Consider the following 24,941-nt stretch of genomic DNA (forward strand, 5'->3'; position numbering starts at 1 on the left):
CGGCGCCGCGGATGCGACGCGCCCGGGTGCTACGATTCGGACCAGGTTTCGGACAGCGTGAGGTGGTGAGCGCGGGTGGCCGTGATCGGGTACATCTACGTCGGCCCGCTCGAGCACAACGCCGAGTTCCAGCGCGACCTGCTGCGTAGGCAGGGCGCCTCCACGATCTTCGAGGACATCAGCCTCCACACCTCCTCGCCCCGCCGGCCCGAGCTGTCGGCGGCGATCGACGCGGTCGACCGCGGCGACAAGCTCCTGGTCTGGAGGCTCGACCGGCTGGGCAGCACGTCCGCATCCGTTCTCTCGCTGCTCGAACTGCTGGCCCAGCGGGGAGTCGGGGTGCAGACCCTCGCCGAACAACTGGACACGGGAGGGATCGACGGCCCGACGATCGTCCGCGCGATCTCGGCGTTCAACGAATTGGAGCGCAACCTGATCCGCGAACGCACGCTCGTCCGCGTCTACGCGGCGAAGGCCCGGGGCCGCACCGGCGGCCGGCCACGCGCGCTCTCCGATATGAACGTCGAGCGCGTGCTCGCGCTGCGCGACCAGGGGGCGTCGGTCCGCGAGATCGCGGAGGAGCTCGGCACCTCCCGCGCCACCGTGTACCGAGCGATCGAGTCGGCCACGACCGAGCGCCGCGAGCCGGAGGACGACCGCTCGATCACCGTGACGTTCCCCAACCCGGTCACCCGCGAGCTCGGCGACACCTGAGCCGTTCCGAAACGATCGGAACTGGACAGAATGCATCGCGACGGGTAACCATACCCGTGTGATTGCAGCGCAGAGACGCACCCTCATCGCCGAGATCGTGCGCGACGAGGGGGCGGCCTCCATCGCAGCGCTGGCGCGTCGGCTCGACGTCTCCCCAGTCACCGTCCGGCGCGACCTGGACTTCCTCGACTCGCTCGGACTGGTCCAGCGCTCGCACGGCGGCGCCACCGCGGGATCGCAGAACCCGGAAGCGCCCTACGCCGACAAGATCGGGCAGGCGATGCCGGAGAAGGCGGCGATCGGGCGGCTCGCCGCCGGCCTGGTGCACGACGGCGACGTGATCGCAGTCGGGCCGGGCACCACGACCGAGTGGCTGGCCCGGGCGCTCACCGGCCGGACGGGGCTGACGATCGTCACGAACTCGCTGCTGGTCGCCGATGTCTTCGTCGATTCCTCGTCCAACCAGGTGATTCTGACGGGCGGTGAGTTGCGCGGATCCATCCGGGCCGTGGTCGGTGACGCCGCCGTGCGCACCTATCGCGGCATTCACGCCGATCTCGCCTTCCTCTCGGGCAACGGGCTGGACGCCGGGTTCGGGCTCTCCACCCCGAGCATGATCGTCGCGGAGACCGACCGGACCATAGCGGGGTGCGCGCGCGAACTCGTCGTGCTCGCCGACCACACCAAGCTCGGCACCCGGACGGCCGTGCAGACGGTGCCGACGGAGCGCATCGCACAGCTGGTGACCGACGCGGGGTCGGCCGCTGCCCAGCTCGAGCCGATCGCCGCCCGAGGGGTGACTCTGCACATCGCGGCGACGCCCGTGACGTGATTTGTCCGAAACCTCGTCCAAATCTTTCGGACAGAGTTCTGGACAATCGGCGCAGACTTTGGCATAAAAGTATTCAGCACGGATCGTTCTGATCTGTTCTGACTCGTTTCGTGCGATCCCGAGCGGGTCCTGCAGCACACTCAACAAGGAAGTTGGAAATGAAGACGAACCGCAAGACGCAGCACGTCGCGGCGACAGTCGCGGCCCTCGCTGCCATCGGCCTGGCCATCACCGGCTGCACCAACACCGGCACGTCCGACGCGGCCGGCGGCTCCGGCGCTCCGGCCACCCAGAAGGCGGCGCCCGCCTCCGGCCCCACCTGCGACATCGGCACCTACGGCGGCGACAAGGCCGACCTGAAGGACCTGGTCGTCGGCTTCTCGCAGTCCGAGAAGGAGGACAACCCGTTCCGCATCGCCGAGACGCAGTCGATCAAGGACGAGGCTGCGAAGGTCGGCGTCAAGAAGCTCATAACCACCAACGCGCAGTCGACGCTCTCCAAGCAGATCTCCGACATCCAGGACATGATCTCGCAGGGGGCGCAGGCCCTCATCGTCGCGCCTCTCAACAGCGACGGGCTGGAGCCGGCGCTCCAGGCGGCGAAGGCGAAGAAGATCCCGGTCATCACCGTGGACCGCCTGCTGAGCTCTGGCGCCTGCGACACGTACGTGTCGTTCCTCGGCTCGAACTTCGTGCAGCAGGGCAAGCGCGCCGCCGACCAGCTGATCGACGGAACCGGCGGCAAGGGGAACGTCGCGATCCTGCTCGGCGCGTCGGGCAACAACGTGACCACCGACCGCACCAGCGGCTTCGTCGACGAGATCAAGGCGAAGGGCCCCGACATCAAGATCGTCGCCCAGCAGACCGGCGACTTCGCCCGCGACAAGGGCCAGTCCGTGACGGAGCAGTTGCTGCAATCGAACCCGGACATCACGGCCATCTACGCGGAGAACGACGAGATGGGTCTCGGCGCCCAGGCGGCCATCATCGCGGCGGGCAAGACGCCGGGCAAGGACATCCAGCTCTACTCGGTCGACGGCACGAAGAACGCCGTCTCGCAGATCGTCACCGGGTCCTACAACGGTGTCATCGAATCCAACCCCCGGTTCGGCCCGCTCGCCTTCGCCACGCTGAAGAGCTTCCTGAACGGCGACAAGGTCGGCCAGAAGATCGTCATCGAGGACGGCTCGTACGACTCCTCGAACGCGAAGGACAAGGTGAACGAGGCCTACTGACCGGATCCGCGCGATCCTCCGCCTGCCGCACCGGGCACGACGCCCGGCGCGGCAGGCGGGAGTAGTAGGTTGACCCCCACCGCCCTCCACGTCCGGCCGGCCGGCGACGGCCGCACCCACGAAAGGCACCGACGATGATGTCACCGCACGACGATCCGCCCGTGCTCGAAGCCCGCACCGTCACCAAGCGTTTCGGCGGTGTCACCGCGCTCGACGCGGTCAGTTTCGAGGTCCGCGCCGGGCAGAGCATCGCACTGATGGGCGAGAACGGCGCGGGCAAGTCAACCCTCATCAAGGTGCTCACCGGCGTCTACCAGCCGGACGACGGCGAGGTCCGCCTCGGGGGAGACGTCGTCACCTTCGGTCGGCCGCTCGATGCCCAGAGGGCGGGCGTCTCGACGATCTACCAGGAGGTGAACCTGGTTCCGCTGATGAGCGTTGCGCAGAACATCTTCCTCGGGCGGGAACCGCGCAACCGCCTCGGCCTCATCGAGAAGAAGCGCATGCACTCGGACGCGCGCGACCTGCTCGCGGCCTACGGCATCCACGTCGACGTCCGCCGCCAGCTGCGCAGCCTCCCGCTCGGCATCCAGCAGATGGTGGCACTCGCGCGGGCGGTCAGCATCAACGCGCGGGTCGTGATCATGGACGAGCCCACCTCGTCGCTGGAGGTCCGGGAGGTGGAGACCCTGTTCCGGGTGATCGGCCAGCTGCGCAGCGAGGGCATCGCCATCGTCTACGTCAGCCACCGGATGGACGAGATCTACCAGGTGTGCGACCGGGTCGCCGTCCTCCGCGACGGCAAGTCGGTTCACGTCGGAGACCTCGCCGACCTGCCGCGCGTCGAGCTGGTGTCGCTGATGCTCGGCCGGTCGGTCGAACGGGTGGAGCGCGCGGGCCTGACGGCGTTCACGCGCGTGAAGGAGTCGGACGCCCCTCCTGTCCTCGTGGCGTCCGACCTCTCGCGGGCGCACCAGATCGATGGCATCGATGTGACGATCAAGCCGGGAGAGGTGGTCGGCCTCGGCGGTCTACTCGGCTCGGGGCGGTCCGAGACGCTCAAGGCGCTCTCGGGCGTCATGAGCATCGACCGCGGCCAGGTGGAGGTCGACGGCCGCGGGGTCCGGAGCGGCTCGATCGGCGCCGCGATCCGCGCGGGCGTCGTCATGCTCCCGGAGGACCGGAAGACGGAGGGCATCATCCCCGGGCTGTCGGTGCGGGACAACATCGTCCTCGCCGCGCTTCCGCGTCTCTCGAAGGCCGGCTTCAGCAGCCGTCGCAACCAGGACGCGGTCGTCGACGTGTTCATGAAGCGACTGAGGATCAAGGCGTCCAGTCCCGACCAACTGGTGTCGGAGCTCTCCGGCGGCAACCAGCAGAAGGTGATGATCGCACGCTGGCTCGCGATGAGCCCCAAGGTGCTGCTGCTCGACGAGCCGACGCGCGGCATCGACGTCGGCGCGAAGGCGGAGGTGCAGGCGCTGATCGACGAACTGGCCCGGGAGGGGCTCGCCATCGTCCTGGTCTCCAGCGAGGTGGAGGAGGTGGTCGAAGGCTCCAGCCGGGTCATCGTGCTCCGCGACGGGTCGGTCGAGACCGAGCTCAGTGGCGACGAGGTGGACGAGCGGACCCTGCTCGCCGCACTGGCCGGTGACTCCGCGGCCGACGCGGAGCCGGCCATCGATGTCGAGACCGTCCCCCCGACGACCAATGAAGGAGCCGCCTCGTGATGAGCCAGGCCAGCGTCACCATCAGACTCCCGCGCCGTGGTTCGGCTCTCGGGCTGCTGCAGAAGTACGGCGTGTACTTCGCGCTCGGCCTGATCCTGCTGTTCAACCTCCTCTTCACGCCGAACTTCTTCGAGCTCGACAACTTCCGGACGCAGTTCGTGCAGGTCGTCCCCGTGCTGATCGTGGCGCTCGGCATGGCGCTCGTGATCGGCACGGAGGGAATCGACCTCTCCGTCGGGGCCGTGATGGCGCTCGCCGCGGCGATCGTCCCGCTCTACATCGGCTACGGCGCGATCCCCGCCATCCTGATCGCCATCGCCGGAGGCCTCCTCGTCGGGGTGATCAACGGCTCGATGGTGGCCTTCATCGGGGTTCAGCCCATCGTGGCGACGCTCTCGCTGATGGTCGCCGGGCGGGGAATCGCCCTCCTGATCGCCAACGAGCAGCTCCGTCCGGTCACCGACGCGTTCGTGCTGGATCTCGGGCGCGGCAACTTCCTGGAGGGGGCGCCCTGGCGCATCCCGTACGCCGTGATCATCGCGGTCGTGCTGGTCGTCCTCGTCGCCCTGCTCGTCAACCGGACGACCTTCGGCAAGCAGTTGCTCGCCATCGGCGGCAACCGCAGGGCGGCCCAGCTCGCCGGACTGCCGGTGAAGCGGATCCTGCTCTCCGTCTACGTGCTCTCGGCGGCGCTGGCCTCGGTCGCCGGGATCATCGGGACCGCCCGCCTCGGTGCGTCCGTCCCGTCGACCATCGGCAACCTGATCGAGCTGTCGGCGATCACGGCCGTCGTCGTGGGCGGCACGCCGCTCACGGGCGGCCAGGTGAAGATCGCCGGCACCGTGGCCGGCGCACTGCTCCTGCAGTTCATCACTGCGACGCTCGTGAAGCACGACGTCCCGGATGCGTATTCGCAGATCGTGCAGGCGGCGATCATCCTCGCCGCCGTCTACATCCAGCGTGGAAGGATCTTCAAGCGATGACGCTTCTCGAGACCCCGGCAGGTCCTGCCGCGGAGACGCAGATCACCCGCGAGCGGATCGCCGCCCTCGCGCAGAGCTACGGCGCCGCGGTGATCCTGGTGATCCTGCTTGTCGCCGGCAGTATCGCGTTCCCGACGTTCCTCACGGCGTCCAACTTCGCCAACATCGCGACGCAGTCGTCGTTCCTGCTGATCATCGCGATCGGCATGACCTTCGTCATCCTCACCGGCGGGATCGACCTGTCGGTCGGGTCCATGTACGCCCTCGGAGGCGTGCTCGCCGCATACGGGTCGACCTGGGGAGTCTTCGGCGCACTGGCTCTGCCGCTGGTGGTGAGCGCCGTCATCGGTGCGGTCCAGGGAGCCCTGGTCGCCTACGCGAAGATGGCCGCCTTCATCGTCACGCTCGCCGGTCTCCTCGGAATCCGCGGGCTGGTGTATGCGATCACGGACGGCGGCTCGAAGACGCCGCTCATCTCGGACGCTGCGACCGCCGGTCTCGGCCAGGGTGGGATCGCCGGCCTGCGCTGGCCGGTCTTCATCGCGCTGGCGGTGCTGGTGATCGGCTCCGTGCTGCTGGCGCGTTCGCGCGGCGGTCAGGCGGTGCTCGCGGTGGGAGGTTCGGAGAGCGCCGCGACCCTGATGGGCCTCCCCGTCGCGCGCGTGCACTTCAGCGTGTACGTGCTCAGTGCGATGTGCGCCGGGTTCTCCGGCGCGCTGACCGCCGCCTACTCCTCATCGGGCGTGCCGAACGTCGGCGTCGGGCTGGAGCTGTCCGCCATCTCGGCCGTGGTGATCGGAGGGACGCTGCTCACCGGTGGCCGTGGCAACCTCGTCGGCACGCTCGCGGGTGTCCTGCTGCTCACCGTCATCCAGAATCTGATCAACCAGGTCGGCTCGCTGTCGAGCTCGGTCCAGGCCGTGGTCTCCGGTGCCTTCCTCGCCATCGTGGTCATCATCCAGACCGTGCTGGCCCGGACGCAGCGCTTGTAGTCGCACACGCGGCAGCCGTCCACGATCTGTCACAATGTGATTGTTAACACAATCTCACTACCTCGTGGAGGGGCCGAATGGTTCAAGCGGAGCATCCGCTGCCGACCGACTTGTTCATGGATCTCGAACGTTCCGGTCCGGTTCCCATCTACTACCAGGTGGCCAATCGTCTCGAGAAGGCGATCATCGACGAGACGCTGCCCGCGGGCGCACGCCTCGAGAACGAGGTCGCCCTCGGCCAGCGTCTGGGACTCTCGCGGCCCACGATCCGTCGCGCCATCCAGGAGCTGGTCGACAAGGGCCTGTTGGTGCGCCGCCGCGGAGTCGGCACGCAGGTCGTGCACGGGAGGGTGACCCGCAACGTCGAGTTGAGCAGCCTGTACGAGGACCTCGAGAACTCGGGGCAGAGGCCGGAGACCACCGTCCTCGACTCCCAAGTGGTCGCCGCGGACGAGCGGGCGGCGACGATCCTCGACATCGAACGCGGCAGCCCGACGCTTCACGTCAGACGGTTGCGTCTGGCGGACGGTGTGCCGATCGCGATTCTCGACAACACGCTGCCCCCGGACTTCGTCGACCTCGATGCCGCCGACCTCAACACGCACGGGCTCTATCAGCTGCTTCGCGCACGCGGGGTCACGATGCGCGTGGCCAAGCAGAGGATCGGCGCGCGGGAGGCGACCCCGAGCGAGGCCGACCTGCTCGACATCCGGCGGGGGAGCGCGGTGCTGACGATGTCGCGTACCGCTTTCGACAACTCGGGACGCGCCGTCGAATTCGGCCAGCACTGCTACCGCCCCGACCTCTATTCCTTCGAAGTCACCCTCGTCAACCGCTGACACCTCCGACGGACGCGAAGCGCCGGGCGCGCGCTCAGCCGAGGAGCGGCCGCTGTCGCGACCGTGCTTCCTCGTAGCGTTCGCGTGCCTCCTGCGTGCTCGCGAGTGTCGACGCTTCGGCGACCGGCACATCCCACCAGCCTTCGCCGTCGGGGGCGTAGTCGAGCGGGTCGCTCTGAATGTGGATGAGCGTCGTGCGATCCGACGCCTTCGCCTCCGCCATGGCGGCGCGGAGCCGATCGATCGCGTCGTCGCCGGGCGTCACCTCGATGACGTCCACACCGTAACTCCGGGCGTTGGCCGCCAGATCGATCGGGAGCACCTCCGAACCGTCGAAGCCGTGCTCCGCATCCTGCCTGCGGTATCGCGTGCCGTAGCGCTCGGAGCCGATGGTCTCGCTCAGGTGGCCGATCGACGCGTAGCCGTGGTTCTGGATCAGAACGACGATGATCTTGATGCCCTCGGCGACCGCCGTGACCAGCTCGGTGTGCAGCATCAGGTAGGAGCCGTCTCCGACCATGACCACGACGTCGCGGTCGGGCGCCGCGCGCCTGACACCCAGTCCGCCGGCGATCTCGTAGCCCATGGTCGAGAAGGCGTACTCCACGTGATAGCCGAGGGCGTCGCGCACCCGCCACAGCTTGTGCAGGTCGCCGGGAAGGGAGCCGGCGGCCTGGACGATCACGTCCCGCGGGTCGGTCCCGCTCTGCACGGCGCCGATGATCTCGGACTGGCCCGGCAGGGCGGCCCGGGATGCTGCGAAGGCCGAGTCGACCGTCGCGTGCCACTCCGCGGTGAGGCGGCGGAGTTCGGCCGCGAACGCGTCCTCGACCCGGTAGTCCGCGAGCTCGCGGCGGAGCGCGACCAGAGCCTCCCGCGCATCCGCGATCACCGGGAGCTGCGACCCGTGCTTGTACGCGTCGAAGGAGGCGACGTTGATGTTGACGAAGACGACATCCGGGTTCTGGAACGCCGTCCGGCTCGCCGTGGTGAAGTCGCTGTACCGGGTGCCGATGCCGATCACGACGTCGGCCTCGGCCGCCGCCCGGTTGGCGGGCACGGTTCCGGTCGCGCCCACCCCGCCCAGGTACTGCGGATGATCCCAGACGAGGGAGCCGCCGCCGGCCTGGGTCGTGCCGACCGGGATGCCCGTGGCTTCGACGAGCTCGCGAAGCGCGTCTTCGGCCCCGGAGTAGAGGACGCCGCCGCCCGCGACGATGAATGGCCGGGAGGCGCCGCGGATGGCCGCGACGGCGCGGGCGAGCGGGCCGCGCTCCGGCACGGGCCGGCGCAGGTTCCACTCGCGGTCCTGCAGGAAGGCGAGCGGCACGTCGAGCGCCTCCGCCTGCACGTCCTCCGGCAGTGCGATCGTCACGGCGCCTGTCTCCGCCGGATCGGTGAGGACGCGCATCGCCTGGAGTGCGATGGAGTACAGCTGCTCGGGCCGTTGGACGCGGTCGAAGAAGCGCGACAGCGGGCGGAAGGCGTCGTTGACGGTCACCCCCGTGTCGTGCGGCAGTTCGAGCTGCTGGAGCACGGGGTCCGCCACGCGCGTCGCGAACGTGTCGCTCGGCAGGAGCAGTGCAGGGAGGCGGTTCGCGGTCGCGAGCGCCGCTCCGGTGAGCATGTTCGCGGCACCCGGTCCGACCGATGCCGCGCTCGCCATCGTGCCCAACCGCCGCCGCATCCGGGCGTACCCCACGGACTGGTGGACCATGGCCTGCTCGTTGCGGGCCTGGTGGTACGGCATCAGCCCGGGCTCGTCGTGGCTCAGCTGCTTGAGCGCCTGCCCGACACCGGCGACGTTGCCGTGCCCGAAGATGCCGAACGTCCCGGCGATGGTGCGTTCCCGGTGGTCGCCGTCCACCGTCCACTGGTGGGCGAGGAATTCGACGAGAGCCTGGCTCACGGTCATCCTGCGAGTGGTCATCGAATGTCTCCCGTTCGGTCGTCCGGCGACAGGTAGGGGAGCCGAGGGTCGATCTCCTGTCCCTCCCACGAGCCGCGCACCCAGCTGTGCGCCGGGTCGTCGCTGATGTTCCAGACGCGCTCCGGGTCGGGCCCGGCCATCACGTTGAGGTAGTACAGGTCGTAGCCGGGTGCGGCGACGCACGGCCCGTGCCAGCCGTACGGGACCAGGCCGATGTCGCCGGTGCGGACCTCCGCGAGGGTGTCGATGTCCCCGGCATCGGACGAATAGGTCCGGAAGTAGCCGAACGGGTCCGCACCGTGCGGAGCAGCTGCGGGCGGCACGGAGCGGGACAGCGCCGTCTCGAAGTAGTAGATCTCCTCGAGCCGTGACTCGCCGTCACCGTGCGCGTCGTGCTTGTGCGGAGGGTACGACGACCAGTTCTCGGCGGGGGTGATCACCTCGCACACGATGAAGCGGTCGGCGGCGAGAGCCTGCGGCGTGCCGAAGTTGTGGACTTGGCGGCTGGAGCGGCCCGCGCCGCGCAACTCCACCGGCACCTCGTCATGGTGGATGTGCTGGGTCGGGTACGCGACCGATGCCGGGGCTTCCGCGACCGCCACGCGGCCCTGCCCCCTGATCGTCGCGGCCGATCGCGTGGACAGGTAGAGCACGTCGGTGGGTCCGTCGAACACCGACGAACGTCCGGCCAGCTCCGAGGAGCCGTCGTCATGGTGCACCGTGAAGCTGCCGGTGAGGGGAACGACGAGGCGTTCCACCGGGTCCGCAGGGAGCGGCAGGACGTCGCCCGGCGCGAGGTCGGCGATCCGCAGCCCGGTGTGCCGCCATCCCGGCACGCGCTCGTCGATGACGGACTCCCACCCGTCGCGCGCGAGTGCGCCGCGCGGGAAGTACCACTCGTTCCGTCGGGTCATCGGCTCAGTCGTGCTCGCTGATGGCCAGAACCGGCGCATCCTCGGCCGGCGCAGAGGTGTGGACGAGTGCGGCGGCTCTGTCCACGGCCGCGGCGACATCGTGATCGGACGGGTAGATGAGGCTGCGGCCGGCGACGAGTCCGCGAACCCCGGGCAGGCGCAGAGCCCCCTCCCACAGTTCGAAGACCTCTTCTTCTGCGGCCCGGGCCTCGCCACCGAGCAAGAGGGTGGGCAGGGTGGTGGCGGCCATCACCCGCTCCATCTCCGGCACCACGGGCAGCTTCAGCCAGGTGTAGACCGAGCTCGACCCCAGTCCGGCGGCGATGGCGATCGAGCGGATGACGGCGTCGGTGCTCAGGTCGTTGACCACCCTGTCGCCGACCCAATCGCAGATGAACGGTTCGAGCATGATCGGCATCCGGGCGCGCGCTGCGTCGTCCACCGCCCGTGCGTTGGCCTCGATCGTGGCCGCCGAGCCAGGGTCCGCGAAGTTGATGCGGAGCAGGGTCTTGGCGAAATCGAGGCCGTCCCGCACGATTCCCGGGATGTCGTACGCGGTGAAGCGGTCGTCCATCTCGAACGACGCATGACGGAGTCCACCGCGGTTCATCGAGCCGACGACGACCTTGTCGTCGAGGAGGCCGAGGAGCGCCAGGTCGTCGATGATGTCCGGGGTGCCGAGCACGCCGTCGACGCCCGGACGGCTGAGTGCGGTCGCCAGGCGGTCGAGCAGGTCGTAGCGGTCGGCCATCGCCAGCTCGTCGCCGCGGATCCCGAGCGCACCCCGGGCGGGGTGGTCGGCCGCGACGATGAACAGCCGGCCGTCGCCCGCGAGGAGTGGACGACGGCGGCGGGAGGCGAGAACGGTGCGCAAGCGCGCCGGGTCCTCGGCTCGGGTGCGGCGTAGGCGGTCGAAGTCCGCTTCGCTCAGCCGTGCCCCGACGAAGCGGGACGGACCGTCAACGCTCAGCATGCGCGTCCCCGACCAGGAGGGCGTCCACTTCGGCCGTGGTCGGCATGGCGGTGGAGCACTCGCGACGCGACGCCACGATGGCCCCCGCGACATTGGCGAAGGTCAGGATCCGTTCGAGGCCCCAGCCCTCCAGCAGTCCGTGGCACACGGCGCCGCCGAAACCGTCGCCGGCTCCCAGGCCGTTGACGACTGCGACCGGGAACGGCGGGACCTCCACCGTCTCGCTGCGCGTCTTGGCCAGAACCCCTTTCGGCCCCTGCTTCACGATCGCCAGCTCGACTCCCCGTTCGAGCAGGGCATCCGCCGCTCGCAGAGGACCGGTCTCACCGACGGCCACCTCGCACTCCTCCCGGTTGCCGATGGCGACCGTGACGTGGGGGAGGGCCCGCCCGATCTCCGCAGTCGCATGCGCGGGGGAGTCCCAGAAGATCGACCGGTAGTCGAGGTCCAGGATGGTGAACTCGCGCCGGTCGCGGACCTGCCAGGCGCGATGATGCGCGCTCCGGCTGGGCTCCTCGCTCAGCCCCGTCACCGTCGCCCAGAGGATCCGGGCCCGGGAGATGGCATCCACGTCGAGCGACTCCGCCGTGATGGCCAGGTCGGGCGCCTTGGGCTTGCGGTAGAAGTAGATCGGGAAATCGTCGGGCGGAAAGATCTCGCAGAACGTGATCGGCGTCGGCAGCTCCGGTACGACGCCGACGAAGCGATCCGACACACCCAGACGACGGAGCTCGCGGTGCACATAGCGGCCGAACGGATCGTCGCCGGTGGCCGAGATGAGTGCTGCGCTGCGCCCGTGACGCGCAGCGGCAACGGCCACGTTGGCGGCGCTGCCTCCGAGGTACTTGCCGAAGGTGTCGACGTCTTCCAGCCCCACGCCGTCCTGCAGCGGGTAGAGGTCGACGCCGACCCGGCCGATGGCCAGCACGTCGGGGGCGTCGCCGGATGGTTCGTGCTTCACGGGGTCTACCCTAGTATGTTCTGACAAGAGAACATAACTATCTGGAAAGTCATGACTACTCCGTGAGAAGGACACTGGCATGCGGTGCGAGGAAGTGGTCCATCACGAGCTCTGCGGCGCCCAGCGCCGCAATCTGCTCGCTCACCGCCGAGCCGACGACGGTGAACGTGTCGCGGGAGACGACGAGTTCGTCGCGCACGGCACCCTCCATCACCGGCAGGAACGCCGCGCTGAGCCGACTCCACATCGGGCCGCCCAGCACCACCTGCGGCACATCGAGGAAGTTGACGAGCACGCCGATGCCGGTCGCGACCCGGCGTGCCGCGCGCTCCAGGATGAAGGAGGCCGGGGGATTCCCGTCGGCGGCCAGCTGCGACAGCGTCGTGCACGCGTCATCGAGAGCGAGATAGTCCCGCAGGTCGGGCAGGGGGAGGACGCCGGCCTGCGCCGCCTGGATGACCAGGGCTTCGGGAACGCAGGCTGCGGCGAGCCCTCCGCGACGCCCGCCCCAGCCGAGGTCCTCGGCGGTGGGGTCGACCAGGATGTCGCCGATCTCGCCGATGTTGTTGCTCCCGCCGCGAAGCACCTGTCCGCCGAAGACGACGGAGGCGCCGACGCCGGATCCGAGATAGACGAACAGGAAATCGGGGCTGGCCGAGCTGCGCAGTTCCGCGGTGGCGGCGGCCGTGACGTCCTTGTCGAGGAGCACGGGCAAGCCGGTGGCGTCGTGCAGATCGGCCCGCAGGTGCACTTCGTGCCAGGCGGGGAGCTGCGGGGGACGGAGCACCACGCCGGTTCGGACGTCCAGTGGGCCGGGGGCTGCGATCCCCAGCCCGAGCACGCGGTCGCGGTCGACGCCGAACTCGCGGATCAGGCGGCCCGCGCTGACGGCGATGAGCGACGTCAAGTCGTTGGGGCTGGACGGCTGCGGCATCCGCAGCTGCTGCTGGTGGCGCACCTGGCCGGACACATCGACGAGCACCAGGGTCAGCCGGGCGGGGTCGATGTGCACGCCGACGGCGAAGGCTCCGTCGCTGTTCACCGTCAGGGGGATGCTCGGCCGCCCTCGGATCACCTCGGTCGGCGCGCACTCGAGGACCATCCCGGCGTCGATCAGACGGCGGGCGATGTTCGACACGGTCTGCGAGGCGAGACCCGAGCGCCGCTGCAGGTCCGCCCGGCTCGCGCCGGGATCGCGACGGATGAGGTCGAGGATGACGGCCTGGTTGTAATCCGCCAGGCGGGGGAGGTTGGCGCCCCGGAGCATGTCGCCCTCCCGTCTCGCCGGATCGGCGGTCGTTGCCGTCCGTGCAGATTATTCTATCGAGTAGAGTCGCAGGCGAAAGGCTCCCGACACGACCGCTGGAGTCGGCGAGAATTCGCTTGACTCCTGTCAGAACAATGTCCTAACATTCTGACGAACGTTTGTCCCATCGATTCGGCAAAGTAGCCAACGGGGCAACCAGGAGAGGCACCGCAATGAAGCGCACCCGCGTTATCGCCGCCCTCGCCGTCAGTATCGTCGCGGTAGCAGGGCTCAGCGCCTGCTCCCCCGGCGGCAACGGCAGCAGCAGCGGTGGGCCCACGACCATCACGGTCATGGAGTATCAGCAGACCCGTATCGACTCCATGAAGAAGCTGCTCCCCGGATTCGAAGCGGCGATGAAGAAGCAGGGCAAGGACATCAAGGTCAAGCTCGTGGCCGATGTCCTCACCGACGACCAGTTCAAGACCAAGATCACCCAGCAGCTCATCGCGGGCCAGGCGCCCGACCTCATCGACATGGGTGACAGCCTGGTCCCCGGATTCGCCGGAGCGGGCTACCTCGCGCCGATCGACGACTACCTGACCAAGTGGAGCGGCTGGAGCCACTACTACCCGCAGTTCAAGAAGGCCATGGTCCGGCAGGACGGGCACATCTACGCTCTCGTGCACGACACGGGCGTGCAGAACCTCTTCTACCGCAAGGACATCCTCACCCAGCTCGGCATCGACACCAGTCAGCCGAAGACGTGGGACGACCTGATCTCGCGCCTCGTGCAGGTGAAGGACAAGACGGGTGACACGCCCATCGTGCTCCCGGCGGGCACCGCCTGGGGCGGCGGCGCGTGGAACGAAGGCTTCCAGCCGATCCTCGGTGGCACCGACAAGTCCTACTACGACCTCAAGTCGGGCAAGTGGGACCTGAAGAGCAGTGGATTCCCGGCGGTCTTCGACCTCTACAGCGAGCTGTACACCAAGGGCCTCCTGCCGGTGCAGGATCTGGAGAACCCGAACCCGTGGCAGCCGACCAAGTACGTCAAGTTCCCGGCCGGCAAGATCCAGGTCGCGGCCCAGGGCACCTGGGGCTGGAAGTACGACTGGGGCCCGGAGGGAGCCACGCCGATCCCGGATCTGACCACCAAGGTCGACACCTGGCAGTACCCGGCGCTCCGCAGCGGCGACAAGCCCTTCGGCTGGAGCGGTCTCGGCTTCGGCTACGCCACCCCGGCGAAGTCGCAGCACAAGGACGAGGCGATGCTCCTCGCCCAGTACCTCTCCAGCGGCACGCCGCTGGCCGACCAGCTCGTCGCCTCCGGCGCCGCGGCCCCGCGCGACGACCTCGCGTCGGTGAAGCCGTACGCCGACGAGCCCAAGCTGCTCCAGGCCGGCAAGGACCTCAGCACGAGCGTCTACGTGCCGACCGGTGACGGCTCCGACCAGATCGCCCAGGCGATCGCCACCTCGACCGAGCTCATCCTCAACGGGAAGGCGGATGGCGCGCAGGCCTATCAGGCCTTCGTCAAGGATGCGACCGACCTGCTCGGCCCCAACCTGGTGAAGTAGTGACATCCATCACCGACGTAGACGTCTCGCCGACGGCGGCCATCCGGCCGCCGTCGGCGCGGCGGCGCGGCAAGAGGCGCGTGTGGCCGCTGGTCCTGATCCTGCTGGGGCCGGCTGTCGTGCTGGTCGCGCTGTTCATCGTGGTGCCGGCCGTGTACGGCGTGTACCTCAGCTTCACGAACACCCAGCTGACCGGCTTCGCCGCCCGCGACCCGAAGTTCGTCGGGTTCGACAACTACGCCTATCTGCTGACGAACGGCGACTTCCTCTCGTCCCTCGGTCAGACCGGTCAGTTCGTGCTCTACTCCGCGATCATCGGGCAGACGGTGCTGGGAATGGTCGCGGCGATCCTGCTCAGCAGGCCGTGGGTGCGGGGCAAGGGCATCTTCGGCGCCGCCATCCTCATGCCCATGGTGGTGCCGGAGGTCGTGGCGTCGCTCGCCTGGGCGAGCGTGCTGTCGAACAGCCCCTCCGGCACGCTCAATCAGCTGACCGGGCTCTTCGGGGGCAGCCCGACCGACTGGCTGCAGGTCGTCCCGATGGTGTCGATCATCACGGTCAACATCTGGCGCGGCATCGCCTTCGCCATGATCATGTTCCAGGCGGCGCTCGAGGATGTCCCGGTCGAGCTCATCGAGGCGGCCAGGATCGACGGCGCCCGAGCTCTGCAGGTGTTCCGGCACGTGACGCTCCCACTGATCCGCGGTCCGGTGTTCCTGTACCTCCTGCTGACGACGATCAGCACGGTCGGCGTCTTCGGACTCGTCTACTTCCTCACGCAGGGCGGTCCGGCGGGCCAGACCCGCCTGGCGGCGATCTACATCTACGAACGTGCGCTGCAGTTCTCCCAGGTCGGGATCGGCAGCGCCGCGTCGATGATCCTGCTCGCCATCGTCCTGGTCCTGGGGGTCGTCTACGTGCGGCTCGCGAAAGTCGAGGTGTGAGATGACGTCAACGACCAGCCGTCTTTCGCCGGCGGAGGCCTCCGTCCCGGCTCGACGCTTCCGCAAGCGGCCTCTCACCGCGGTCGACAGGGTGCAGCGGGTTCTCGGCTACGTCCTGCTCGCCCTGCTGGCGCTGTTCTGCCTGGTGCCCTTCGCCTGGGTGGTGCTGAGCTCCGTCGACGGGCACGCGGGCCCCATCGTGCAGGTGCCCGCCCTGTCGCTGGAGAACTTCGTGCGCTTCTTCACGAACTCCGGCACGCCGCAGCTCCTGATCAACAGCCTGATCATCGGGATCGGCGCGACAGCGCTGAATCTGACCCTCGGGGTCGCAGGCGGCTACGCCCTCGCCCGGTTCAACTTCCCCGGCCGCCGCACGTTCATGTACGGCATCCTCCTGATCCGCGTCATCCCCGCGCCGGCGACCATCGTGCCGCTCTACCTGATCATGGTGAACCTGCAGCTCACCAACACCCTCATCGGGCTCATCCTCGTCGAGGCGGTGCTCCAGCTGCCGATCACGCTCTGGCTGCTGAAGGGCACCATCTCGGCCGTGCCCATCGAGCTGGAGGAAGCGGCCTGGGTCGACGGCAACACCCGCTTCCAGGCGATCTGGCGCGTCGTGCTGCCGCTCGTCGGTCCGGGCCTCGGCGCCGCGGCGATGCTGACCTTCATGGGGGTCTGGGGCGACTTCCTCACGCCGCTGGTGATGCTGCAGAGTCAGGAGCTGTACCCGCTGTCGATCGGTCTGTTCCGGGCCTTCAGCGAGCACAACCAGGTCGACTGGGGCCTTCTCGCCGCCAGCGCGATCGTCTACGTGGCCCCGCCCGCGATTCTCTACGTCTTCGTGCGCAAGCACTTGCTCCGCTCCAGCCTCGGCGGCGCGGTGAAGGGGTGACCTCCACCATGACTGATTCCATCGACCGTTCCGCAGCGCCCGGGGAACGCCTGCCTGTCGTGGTCGTGGGCGCCGGAGCAATGGGCGGCGAGTGGATCCGGATGCTCGCGCAGTCCCCGCACGCCGTCGTCGCCGGCGTCGTCGACCTGGATGTGGAGCTCGCCGCGTCGACGGTCGCGTCGGCCGGTCTGGACGGCGTCGCAGTGGGCAACTCCGTCTCGGAGATCGCCGAACGCGCGGGCGCTGCGGCCGTGATCAACGTCACCGTGCCGCAGGCGCACCGGGTCGTGAACGAGCAGGCGCTCCGCGCCGGATTCCCGGTGCTGTGCGAGAAGCCGCTGGCCCCGACGGTCGCCGAGGCGCTCCGCCAGGTCGCCCTCGCGGACGTCACGGGCGAGCTGCTGATGGTGAGCCAGTCCCGCCGCTACTTCAACCACCTGACCGCCTTCCGCGGCGCCGTGGCCGCCCTCGGCCCGCTCGCCGTCGTGGACGCGGAGTTCTTCCACGCCGACCACGAGCCGGGCTTCCGGGAGCAGATGGCGCATCCCCTGCTGGTGGACATGTCCATCCACCACTTCGATCAGCTGCGCTACCTGACCGGAGACGAGCCGGTCGCGGTGCGGTGCAGCTCGTGGAACCCGCCGTGGAGCTGGTTCGCGGGCGACGCCGCGGCATCGGCCGAGTTCGAGCTGGCCTCCGGGGCGCGGTTCGTCTACGCGGGGAGCCGCTGCACGCCGGGACTGCAGACCTCGTGGAACGCCGACTGGCGTGTCCAGGGGGAGCGCGGAGCGGCGGCCTGGGACGGCGACGACGTCGTCCGGGTCGAGGCGGACGGGGTCGGGTTCGACGTTCCGGACAGGAGCGAGGGCATCGCGGCATCCCTGGAGGAGTTCGTCGGCGCCCTCCGCACCGGAACGACTCCGCAGAACGAGGTGCGGGCGAACGTCCTCAGCCTCGCCATGGTCGAGGGCGCCATCCGCAGCAGCGAGCGCGGGGGCGAACGCGTCGTCATCGCGGACCTGCTGGAGGAATCCCTCGCCCAGGCCATCGCCGACGAGCAGCGCGACGATGTCGCCGGGCTGCTGATGTCGTGGACCAGCGCTGCCGACGGTATCGCAACACCGGCCTGGGGATCCGCCCCGGCCTCGATCGCGTCAGGAGGCGCCCGATGACCAGCACACAACCGATCCGAGTGGTCGTCTGGGGCGAGAACCGCCACGAGCAGGTGAACCCCGTCGTCCGCGGCATCTACCCGGACGGGATGCACGCCACCATCGCCGACGGCATCCGTGCTCTGCTCGGCGACGATGTGACGGTCTCCACGCGTGTGCTCGACCAGCCGGAGCATGGCATGACCGAGGAGACCCTGGCTGAGACCGACGTCCTGCTGTGGTGGGGGCACACGGCGCACGACGAGGTGGACGACGAGGTCGTCGACCGCATCCACCGCCACGTCCTGGAGGGGATGGGCATCATCGTGCTGCACTCCGGGCACCACTCGAAGATCTTCCGCCGCCTGATGGGCACCACCTGCAGCCTGCGCTGGCGCAACGACGCCGACCGCGAGCTGGTCTGGACAATCGCGCCACGGCATCCCATCGCCGAAGGCGTGCCCCAGCCGATCGTCATCCCGGGCCAGGAGATGTACGGCGAGTTCTTCGACATCCCCGAGCCCGACGAGCTGGTGTTCATCAGCAGCTTCTCCGGCGGAGAGGTGTTCCGCAGCGGGGTGACCTACCGCCGCGGCTACGGGCGCGTCTTCTACTTCAGCCCCGGCGACGAGGTGTTCCCCGTCTATCACCAGCCGGAGGTGCAGCGGGTGATCGCGAACGGCGTCCGCTGGGCGCGCCCCGAACGGGCGCGGGAGCCGTACGTCGTGACGCCGATGTACCTGACCGGGGAGTTCGACCGGCCGGTCCTGCCGTCGCCCGACGGTCTCGTCGACTACTACACCCGCGAGCCGATCGCGCCGCGGGGAATCTGAGCGTGGCCGACGAGTCCAATCCGAACAGCCGAGCGCGCCTGGATGCGGAGGCGCTGGCAATGCAGCGCGTACGCCGGTTCGCCCGCTTCCGCCTCCAACCCGCCCTCTATCGCGAGACGCGGCCGGTAGAGGTCGGCATGTGGCAGGTCGGCGGGGAGCCTGTGCCCTTCGCCGATGCGGTGAGCCGGTCCTTCGAGCCCGCCGCGGTGGGCACGCCGTGGGGCCGGCCGTGGGACACCGTCTGGTTCGACGTGTGGGGCGAGGCGCCCGCCGACTGGTCGCCCGAGGAGGCCGAGCTCGTCGTGGACCTCGGCTTCGCGGGCGACCAGCCCGGCTTCCAGGCCGAGGCGACGGCCTACCGGCCCGACGGCTCGATCGTGAAGGCGATCGAACCGCTCAACGCGTGGGTGCCCCTCCCGGAGCCCGGTCCGTTCCGGCTGCTGCTGGAAGCGGCGGCGAACCCGACCATCCAGGTGCCGTACGAGTACGAACCGACGCGCCTCGGCCACCGGGCCACTGCCGGCGAGGAGCCGATCTACCGGCTGGCCCGGCTGGAGGTCGCCCGCCGCGACCTGGCCGTGTGGGAGCTGCTGCAGGATGTCGTGACCCTCGACGGGCTCGTCGACGTCCTGCCCCGGGAGGGCGTCCGTCGCGCCGAGATCGTGCACGCCCTCGAGCGGATGGTCGACGTGATGGACCCGGACGACGTGTCCGGGACGGCGGCGGGCGGTCGGGATGCGCTCGCCGCCGTGCTCGCGTCACCCGCTGCCGCGAGCGCCCTCCGCGTCTCGGCCGTCGGACACGCCCACATCGACTGCGCTTGGCTGTGGCCGACCCGCGAGACCGTCCGCAAGGTCGCCCGCACCTTCTCGAACGTTCTCGACCTCATCGAGCGCGACCCGGACTTCGTCTTCGCGGCGTCCTCCGCGCAGCAGTACGCCTGGCTGCAGGAGAGCCAGCCGGAGCTGTTCGAGCGGGTCCGTGCCGCTGTCGCCGCCGGACGCATCCGGCCGGTCGGCGGCATGTGGGTCGAATCCGACACCAACATGCCGGGCGGCGAGGCCCTCGCGCGCCAGTTCGTGATGGGCAAGCGGTACTTCCTGGAGCAGTTCGGCATCCAGAGCGACGAGGTCTGGCTCCCGGACTCGTTCGGGTACAGCGCAGCCCTCCCGCAGATCGCGCGTGCCGCGGGAGCCCGGTACTTCGTGACGCAGAAGCCGTCCTGGAACGAGACCAACCGCATCCCGTTCTCGACCTTCCAGTGGGAGGGCATCGACGGGTCGCGCGTGTTCACCCACCTGCCGCCGGCGGACACGTACAACTCCGACCTCGGCGCCCTCGATCTTGCGCGGACCGAGCGGACGTTCAGTGAAAAGGGGACGGCCCGCGAGGTCCTCGGCCTGTTCGGCTGGGGCGACGGCGGAGGCGGACCCACCCGCGAGATGCTCGCCCAGGCCGCCCGCAAGCGCGACCTCGAGGGCTCTCCGCGGGTCGTGCTGTCCGATCCGCAGTCCTTCTTCACCGCGGCGGAGGCGGAGCTGACCGACCCGCCGGTGTGGGTCGGCGAGATGTACCTCGAGCTGCACCGCGGAACGCTCGTCTCGCAGCAGAAGACCAAGCGCGGCAACCGCCACAGCGAGGCGCTGCTGCGGCAGGCGGAGCTGTGGGCGGCGACCGCGTCCATCCTGCGCGGCACGCCGTACCCGGCCGCCGAGCTGCGGGATGCGTGGCGCACCGTGCTGCTGCAGCAGTTCCACGACATCCTCCCCGGCACCTCCATCGCCTGGGTGCACCAGGATGCGGAGGCCGCCTACGAGCGGGTCGCGGCGATCCTCGACGAGGTCATCGAGGCGTCGCTCGCCGCGCTCGCGGGGGACGGCGACATCCCGCTGGCCGCCAACGCCGGGCCTCTGCCGGTGCAGGGCGTGCCGGCCATGGGGATCGGCCCGGCGACCGCTCCCGAGGCGGCGACCCCGTACGCCGACGGCGACGCCTTCGTGCTCCAGGATGCCGCCCTGCGCGTCGTCGTCGACAGGCGGGGCGCGCTCGTCTCCGTACGCGATCTCGTCGCCGACCGCGAGGTCCTGCCGGAGGGCATGGCGGGTGGCGTGCTGCAGCTCCTGCGCGACACCCCACGGGAGTGGGACGCCTGGGACATCAACGAGGAGGACCAGCGCTCCGGACGCGAGCTGCTGGAGCCCACGGCCGTCCGCATCGACGGTGACGCGGTCGAGGTCCGGCACCACTTCGGCGATTCGGTCGTCGACGTGCGCCTCCGGCTCGTCGACGGGCGTCTCGATTTCGCGTTCGACATCGACTGGCACGAGTCCCAGAAGCTGTTGAAGCTCTCGTTCCCGCTGGACGTCCGGACCGACCGTGCCGCGTCGGAGATCCAGTTCGGGCACCTGCACCGGGCCATCCACCGCAACACGTCGTGGGACTCCGCCCGGTTCGAGACGGTCGCGCACCGCTGGATCCAGGTCGGGGAGCCGGCCTGGGGAGTGGCGATCGCCAACGACGTCGTCTACGGTCACGACATGCGCACAGTGGCAGCCCCCTCCGGACGGCCCATGGTGATGGCGAGGCTGTCGCTGCTTCGCGCGCCGCTCTACCCGGACCCGGCCGCCGACCAGGGCGCCCACCGCTTCACGGTGAGCCTGCGACCCGGAGGCATTGCCGAGGCGATCGAGGACGGCTACCGGCAGAGCCTCCCGCCGCGACCGACGCGCGGAACGCCGGTGGCGCCGCTGGTCACGGTCTCCGACCCCGCTGTCGTCGTCGAGACGGTCAAGCTGGCGGAGGACGGCAGCGGCGACCTGGTGGTGCGGCTCTACGAGGCGCACGGCGACCGTTCGTCGGCGACGGTCACGACCTCCATCGACTGGCAGGCCGTGGAGGCGACGGACCTGCTGGAGCAACCGGTCGAGACGACCGCCCTCCGCTCCTCCTCGCCGCGCCGCCTCGAACTGGACCTGCGACCGTTCGAACTGCTGACCCTCAGATTCCGTTCGCCCCGGGCGGCGGTGTAAGGAAGACACATGGAACAGACGGTCCACTACCTGAACGATGTCGGCCCCGGACGGGGCCGTCGTCGTGTTGCCCGCTCGTGGCTGCACTCCGACGCACCGGCGATGTCGCTGAACGGAGACTGGCGCTTCCGGATGCTGAGCGGCGTGCCCGGCAGCGTGGGAGCGCCCGACGCGCTCCCCGACGGGGAGGCGCCCGAGTCGTTCGCGGACCCCGCCTTCGACGACTCGGGATGGGACGAGCTGCCGGTGCCCAGCCACTGGGTGCTGCACGGCGACGGCCGTTACGGCATGCCGCAGTACACGAACGTGCAACTGCCGTTCCCCCAGGACCCGCCCTTCACACCCGACGAGAACCCGACCGGCGACCACCGCCGGACCTTCTCACTGCCGGCGGAGTGGCTGGCCCGCGACGCCTACGAAGCGGTCGTGCTGCGCTTCGATGGTGTCGAGTCGCGCTACCGGGTCTGGCTGAACGGCGTCGAGATCGGCGTCGGCACCGGGTCACGGCTCGCGCAGGAGTTCGACGTGACGGAAGCGGTCAGGGCGGGACTCAACACGATCGCCGTGCGCGTGCACCAGTGGTCGGCCTCCACCTACGTCGAGGACCAGGACCAGTGGTGGCTACCGGGCATCTTCCGGGATGTCACGCTGCAGGCGCGCCCGGTCGGCGGGATCGAGGACCTCTGGATCCGGACGGGGTACGACGAGCGGACCGGCTCCGGAGCGGTGACGCTGGAGCTCCGCGCGGGCGATGCGGCCTTCCCGGTGCGCCTCCGCATGCCCGAACTGGACATCGACGTCGAGTGGGCGGAGGCCTCGGCCGTCGCGCCCCTCCACATCGACAAGGTCGAGCCGTGGACCGCGGAGAGTCCCCGCCTCTACGACGCGACCGTCGTCAGCCGCGACGCCGCGGAGACCATCGCGCTGCGCCTCGGCTTCCGGACCGTCGAGATCGTCGGCGACCGCTTCCTCGTCAACGGGAGACGGGTCGTGCTGCACGGGATGAACCGCCACGAGACCCACCCGGACCTCGGCCGGGGTTTCGACGAGGAGTTCGTCCGCCGCGACCTCGAGCTGATGAAGCGCCACAACGTGAACGCCATCCGCACCTCCCACTACCCGCCGCATCCGCGGGTGCTCGACCTCGCCGACGAGCTCGGGTTCTGGGTGATGCTGGAGTGCGACATCGAGACCCACGCCTTCCACCACGGCGGGGACCAGTTCGGGCCGGGCACGGACGAGTGGATGGACAACCCGAGCGAGGATCCGGCCTGGAGGTCGACCTTCCTGGACCGCATCGAGCGGACGGTCGAGCGGGACAAGAACCATCCGAGCATCGTGATGTGGTCGCTGGGCAACGAGTCCGGAACCGGCGCGAACCTCGCGGCGATGGCGGAGTGGGTGCACGCCCGCGACCCGGAGCGGCCGGTCCACTACGAAGGCGACCACGCGGGCGACTACACCGACGTCTACTCGCGGATGTACGCCACTATCGCCGAGGTCGAGAGCATCGGCAGCGACTCGACGGCGCTGCTGCTGAACGCGACGGGTGCGCAATCCGTGCGCCAGCGGACGAAGCCCTTCCTGCTCTGCGAGTACGTGCACGCCATGGGCAATGGGCCGGGTGGGATCGACCTCTACGAGAAGCTGGTGGACCGCTACCCGCGCCTCCACGGCGGCTTCGTGTGGGAGTGGCGCGACCACGGCATCCGGACCCGCACGCCGGACGGGGTGGAGTTCTTCGCCTACGGCGACGACTTCGCCGAGGCCGGAGTGAACGACGGTCACTTCTGCCTGGACGGCATGGTGATGTCGGACGGCACCCCCACGCCGGGGCTGGTCGAGTTCGCCGCCGTGACGGCGCCCCTCCGCTTCGCCATCTCGGTCTCCGAGCGGACGCTGTCGGTGACAGTGAGCAACCTGCGCCACTCCTCCGACGCCTCGGATCTGGTCTTCCCCTGGCGGATCGAGCGGGACGGAGAGACGGTCGCCACGGGCGTGCTCGGCGTGGCGGGGCCTGACGGTCGCTCGCTGCGTGCGGGCGAGTCCGTCACCGTCGGGGTGGAACTCGATGACGATCTTCTTCGGGGAGGCTCCGGGGAGTTGTGGTTCACGGTGGAGGCGGCGCTCGCCGCCGACACTGCCTGGGCCGTTGCTGGCCACGTGCTCGCCACGGCGCAGGCGCCGCTGCCGCAGTCCGGGCCGGAAGCGGTCGTGGTGGCGGCACCGGCCGTGCGAACGCGTACGGGGCGGGAGCCGTCGCTCGAGGTAGCGGGCCGCTACACGCTCGGCCCGGCGGAATTCGCGGATGGGCGGCTGATCACCCTCGGCGGCACGCCCGTCACCGGTCCACGCCTGCAGCTCTGGCGCGCTCCGACCGACAACGACGCCGGAACGCACCTCGGCAGCTACGACGTCAGCGACCCGATGGAGGGTCGGGGGATGGGCATCCCGGGTCCGTCGTACGCGACGCTCTGGCGCCAGGCCGGCCTCGACCGGTTGCGTTCTCGCGTCCTCGAGGCCACGAGGACCGAGAGCACCCTCCGCCGGCGGACCCGGTGGGCGGCGGCCGACACGCGCGTGTCCGTGACCCTCGACGAATCCTGGGAGACGGACGGGGAGACGGTGCGGCTCGCCCTGCAGCTGATCCCCAGCTCCCGGTGGGACATCGTCTGGCCGCGCCTGGGCGTCCGTTTCGACCTGCCGGTCGAGGTGGACGAGGCGGAGTGGTTCGGAACGGGTCCGGGGGAGTCGTACCCGGACTCCCGCCGGGGAGTGCGCGTCGGCCGCTACCGGGCCGGCATCGACCAGCTGACCGTTCCGTACGCGTGGCCGCAGGAGAGCGGCCACCGCAGCGATCTGCGGCAGCTCGCCCTCCTCTCTCGGGGGCGCGACTGGCTGCGGATCGACGCAGAGCAGGATTCGCGGGGACGGCGTCCGGGCTTCACGCTCGCCCGGCACACAGCCGAGGAGGTCGGGCTCGCGGCGCACCAGTACGAGCTGGGGGCGCCGGTCGCGACATACTTGTATCTCGACGCCGCCCAGAACGGACTCGGATCGCGCGCCTGCGGCCCGGATGTCTGGCCGGACGCCCTGCTGCGTCCGGAGGCCCGTTCGCTCACCCTGCGAATCGCGGCCCGGTGACGCACTGACCACGCAC

General features: G+C 69.7%; 19 protein-coding genes. 14 read left to right on the top strand and 5 right to left on the bottom strand.

Features of this window, described 5'->3' with window-relative positions; all coding sequences use genetic code 11:
* Positions 1–75: 75 nt before the first annotated feature.
* From SB754_RS00610 to SB754_RS00640, 7 genes are all read left to right on the top strand, one after another.
* Entirely contained in the window at positions 76–714 is a 639-nt protein-coding gene (locus tag SB754_RS00610; RefSeq protein ID WP_410780414.1) for a recombinase family protein, read from the top strand.
* Between the two features lie 58 nt (positions 715–772).
* Positions 773–1,546 carry a DeoR/GlpR family DNA-binding transcription regulator gene (locus SB754_RS00615; RefSeq protein WP_410780415.1) on the top strand — a complete coding sequence of 258 codons (774 nt, stop codon included), beginning with the start codon at positions 773–775 and terminating at the stop codon, positions 1,544–1,546.
* Between the two features lie 158 nt (positions 1,547–1,704).
* Positions 1,705–2,781 (top strand): ABC transporter substrate-binding protein, encoded by a 1,077-nt coding sequence (locus tag SB754_RS00620; RefSeq protein WP_410780416.1) that lies wholly within the window; start codon positions 1,705–1,707, stop codon positions 2,779–2,781.
* 134 nt (positions 2,782–2,915) lie between these two features.
* Positions 2,916–4,511 carry a sugar ABC transporter ATP-binding protein gene (locus SB754_RS00625; RefSeq protein ID WP_410780417.1) on the top strand — a complete coding sequence of 532 codons (1,596 nt, stop codon included), beginning with the start codon at positions 2,916–2,918 and terminating at the stop codon, positions 4,509–4,511.
* Positions 4,511–5,494 (top strand): ABC transporter permease, encoded by a 984-nt coding sequence (locus SB754_RS00630; RefSeq protein WP_410780418.1) that lies wholly within the window; start codon positions 4,511–4,513, stop codon positions 5,492–5,494. The genes SB754_RS00625 and SB754_RS00630 overlap by 1 nt, the downstream gene beginning before the upstream one ends.
* Complete coding sequence (locus tag SB754_RS00635) at positions 5,491–6,486, top strand: ABC transporter permease (protein WP_410780419.1); 996 nt, start codon at positions 5,491–5,493, stop codon at positions 6,484–6,486. The genes SB754_RS00630 and SB754_RS00635 overlap by 4 nt, the downstream gene beginning before the upstream one ends.
* 77 nt (positions 6,487–6,563) lie before the next feature.
* Positions 6,564–7,325 carry a GntR family transcriptional regulator gene (locus SB754_RS00640; protein ID WP_410780420.1) on the top strand — a complete coding sequence of 254 codons (762 nt, stop codon included), beginning with the start codon at positions 6,564–6,566 and terminating at the stop codon, positions 7,323–7,325.
* A 34-nt stretch (positions 7,326–7,359) separates the two neighbouring features.
* Here the strand turns inward: SB754_RS00640 and iolD are convergent, their stop codons facing one another.
* The 5 genes from iolD to SB754_RS00665 are packed head-to-tail and all read right to left on the bottom strand — an operon-like array spanning position 7,360 to position 13,370.
* A complete protein-coding gene (iolD, locus tag SB754_RS00645; protein ID WP_410780421.1) occupies positions 7,360–9,255 on the bottom strand; it encodes a 3D-(3,5/4)-trihydroxycyclohexane-1,2-dione acylhydrolase (decyclizing) in 1,896 nt (631 codons plus the stop codon).
* Positions 9,252–10,169 carry a 5-deoxy-glucuronate isomerase gene (gene iolB, locus SB754_RS00650; protein WP_410780422.1) on the bottom strand — a complete coding sequence of 306 codons (918 nt, stop codon included), beginning with the start codon at positions 10,167–10,169 and terminating at the stop codon, positions 9,252–9,254. Before iolB ends, iolD begins: the two co-directional genes overlap by 4 nt.
* 4 nt (positions 10,170–10,173) lie before the next feature.
* Positions 10,174–11,142 carry a class I fructose-bisphosphate aldolase gene (locus SB754_RS00655; RefSeq protein ID WP_410780423.1) on the bottom strand — a complete coding sequence of 323 codons (969 nt, stop codon included), beginning with the start codon at positions 11,140–11,142 and terminating at the stop codon, positions 10,174–10,176.
* On the bottom strand, positions 11,129–12,103 hold the full coding sequence (gene iolC / locus SB754_RS00660) for a 5-dehydro-2-deoxygluconokinase (RefSeq protein ID WP_410780424.1): 975 nt from the start codon (positions 12,101–12,103) through the stop codon (positions 11,129–11,131). The genes SB754_RS00655 and iolC overlap by 14 nt, the downstream gene beginning before the upstream one ends.
* A 55-nt stretch (positions 12,104–12,158) precedes the next feature.
* Positions 12,159–13,370 carry an ROK family transcriptional regulator gene (locus SB754_RS00665; protein WP_410780425.1) on the bottom strand — a complete coding sequence of 404 codons (1,212 nt, stop codon included), beginning with the start codon at positions 13,368–13,370 and terminating at the stop codon, positions 12,159–12,161.
* A gap of 212 nt (positions 13,371–13,582) precedes the next feature.
* Here SB754_RS00665 and SB754_RS00670 point away from each other — a divergent pair, with 212 nt between their 5' ends.
* Genes SB754_RS00670 through SB754_RS00700 form a run of 7 tightly spaced genes read left to right on the top strand, consistent with a single transcriptional unit; the run spans position 13,583 to position 24,925 of the window.
* Positions 13,583–14,929: an ABC transporter substrate-binding protein gene (locus SB754_RS00670; protein ID WP_410780426.1), complete on the top strand. Its 1,347-nt coding sequence runs from the start codon at positions 13,583–13,585 to the stop codon at positions 14,927–14,929.
* Entirely contained in the window at positions 14,929–15,873 is a 945-nt protein-coding gene (locus SB754_RS00675; RefSeq protein ID WP_410780427.1) for a carbohydrate ABC transporter permease, read from the top strand. Before SB754_RS00670 ends, SB754_RS00675 begins: the two co-directional genes overlap by 1 nt.
* 1 nt (position 15,874) lies before the next feature.
* Positions 15,875–16,768 carry a carbohydrate ABC transporter permease gene (locus SB754_RS00680; RefSeq protein WP_410780428.1) on the top strand — a complete coding sequence of 298 codons (894 nt, stop codon included), beginning with the start codon at positions 15,875–15,877 and terminating at the stop codon, positions 16,766–16,768.
* Between the two features lie 8 nt (positions 16,769–16,776).
* Positions 16,777–17,940: a Gfo/Idh/MocA family protein gene (locus SB754_RS00685; protein ID WP_410780429.1), complete on the top strand. Its 1,164-nt coding sequence runs from the start codon at positions 16,777–16,779 to the stop codon at positions 17,938–17,940.
* Positions 17,937–18,752 (top strand): ThuA domain-containing protein, encoded by an 816-nt coding sequence (locus tag SB754_RS00690; protein WP_410780430.1) that lies wholly within the window; start codon positions 17,937–17,939, stop codon positions 18,750–18,752. Before SB754_RS00685 ends, SB754_RS00690 begins: the two co-directional genes overlap by 4 nt.
* 59 nt (positions 18,753–18,811) lie before the next feature.
* Complete coding sequence (locus SB754_RS00695) at positions 18,812–21,781, top strand: alpha-mannosidase (RefSeq protein ID WP_410783238.1); 2,970 nt, start codon at positions 18,812–18,814, stop codon at positions 21,779–21,781.
* Positions 21,782–21,790: 9 nt separating this feature from the next.
* Complete coding sequence (locus SB754_RS00700; RefSeq protein WP_410780431.1) at positions 21,791–24,925, top strand: glycoside hydrolase family 2 TIM barrel-domain containing protein; 3,135 nt, start codon at positions 21,791–21,793, stop codon at positions 24,923–24,925.
* The last annotated feature ends 16 nt before the right edge of the window (positions 24,926–24,941 follow it).

Source organism: Leifsonia sp. SIMBA_070 (assembly GCF_046534635.1).
GTDB lineage: Bacteria > Actinomycetota > Actinomycetes > Actinomycetales > Microbacteriaceae > Leifsonia.

Coding starts and splice junctions, on each gene's coding strand:
- SB754_RS00625 (WP_410780417.1), top strand. CDS start 2,916: ATGATGTCACCGCACGACGATCCGCCCGTGCTCGAAGCCCGCACCGTC.
- SB754_RS00680 (WP_410780428.1), top strand. CDS start 15,875: ATGACGTCAACGACCAGCCGTCTTTCGCCGGCGGAGGCCTCCGTCCCG.
- SB754_RS00665 (WP_410780425.1), bottom strand. CDS start 13,370: ATGCTCCGGGGCGCCAACCTCCCCCGCCTGGCGGATTACAACCAGGCC.
- SB754_RS00685 (WP_410780429.1), top strand. CDS start 16,777: ATGACTGATTCCATCGACCGTTCCGCAGCGCCCGGGGAACGCCTGCCT.
- SB754_RS00620 (WP_410780416.1), top strand. CDS start 1,705: ATGAAGACGAACCGCAAGACGCAGCACGTCGCGGCGACAGTCGCGGCC.
- SB754_RS00655 (WP_410780423.1), bottom strand. CDS start 11,142: ATGCTGAGCGTTGACGGTCCGTCCCGCTTCGTCGGGGCACGGCTGAGC.
- SB754_RS00670 (WP_410780426.1), top strand. CDS start 13,583: ATGAAGCGCACCCGCGTTATCGCCGCCCTCGCCGTCAGTATCGTCGCG.
- SB754_RS00690 (WP_410780430.1), top strand. CDS start 17,937: ATGACCAGCACACAACCGATCCGAGTGGTCGTCTGGGGCGAGAACCGC.
- SB754_RS00635 (WP_410780419.1), top strand. CDS start 5,491: ATGACGCTTCTCGAGACCCCGGCAGGTCCTGCCGCGGAGACGCAGATC.
- iolB (WP_410780422.1), bottom strand. CDS start 10,169: ATGACCCGACGGAACGAGTGGTACTTCCCGCGCGGCGCACTCGCGCGC.
- SB754_RS00700 (WP_410780431.1), top strand. CDS start 21,791: ATGGAACAGACGGTCCACTACCTGAACGATGTCGGCCCCGGACGGGGC.
- SB754_RS00640 (WP_410780420.1), top strand. CDS start 6,564: ATGGTTCAAGCGGAGCATCCGCTGCCGACCGACTTGTTCATGGATCTC.
- iolD (WP_410780421.1), bottom strand. CDS start 9,255: ATGACCACTCGCAGGATGACCGTGAGCCAGGCTCTCGTCGAATTCCTC.
- SB754_RS00630 (WP_410780418.1), top strand. CDS start 4,511: ATGAGCCAGGCCAGCGTCACCATCAGACTCCCGCGCCGTGGTTCGGCT.
- SB754_RS00695 (WP_410783238.1), top strand. CDS start 18,812: ATGCAGCGCGTACGCCGGTTCGCCCGCTTCCGCCTCCAACCCGCCCTC.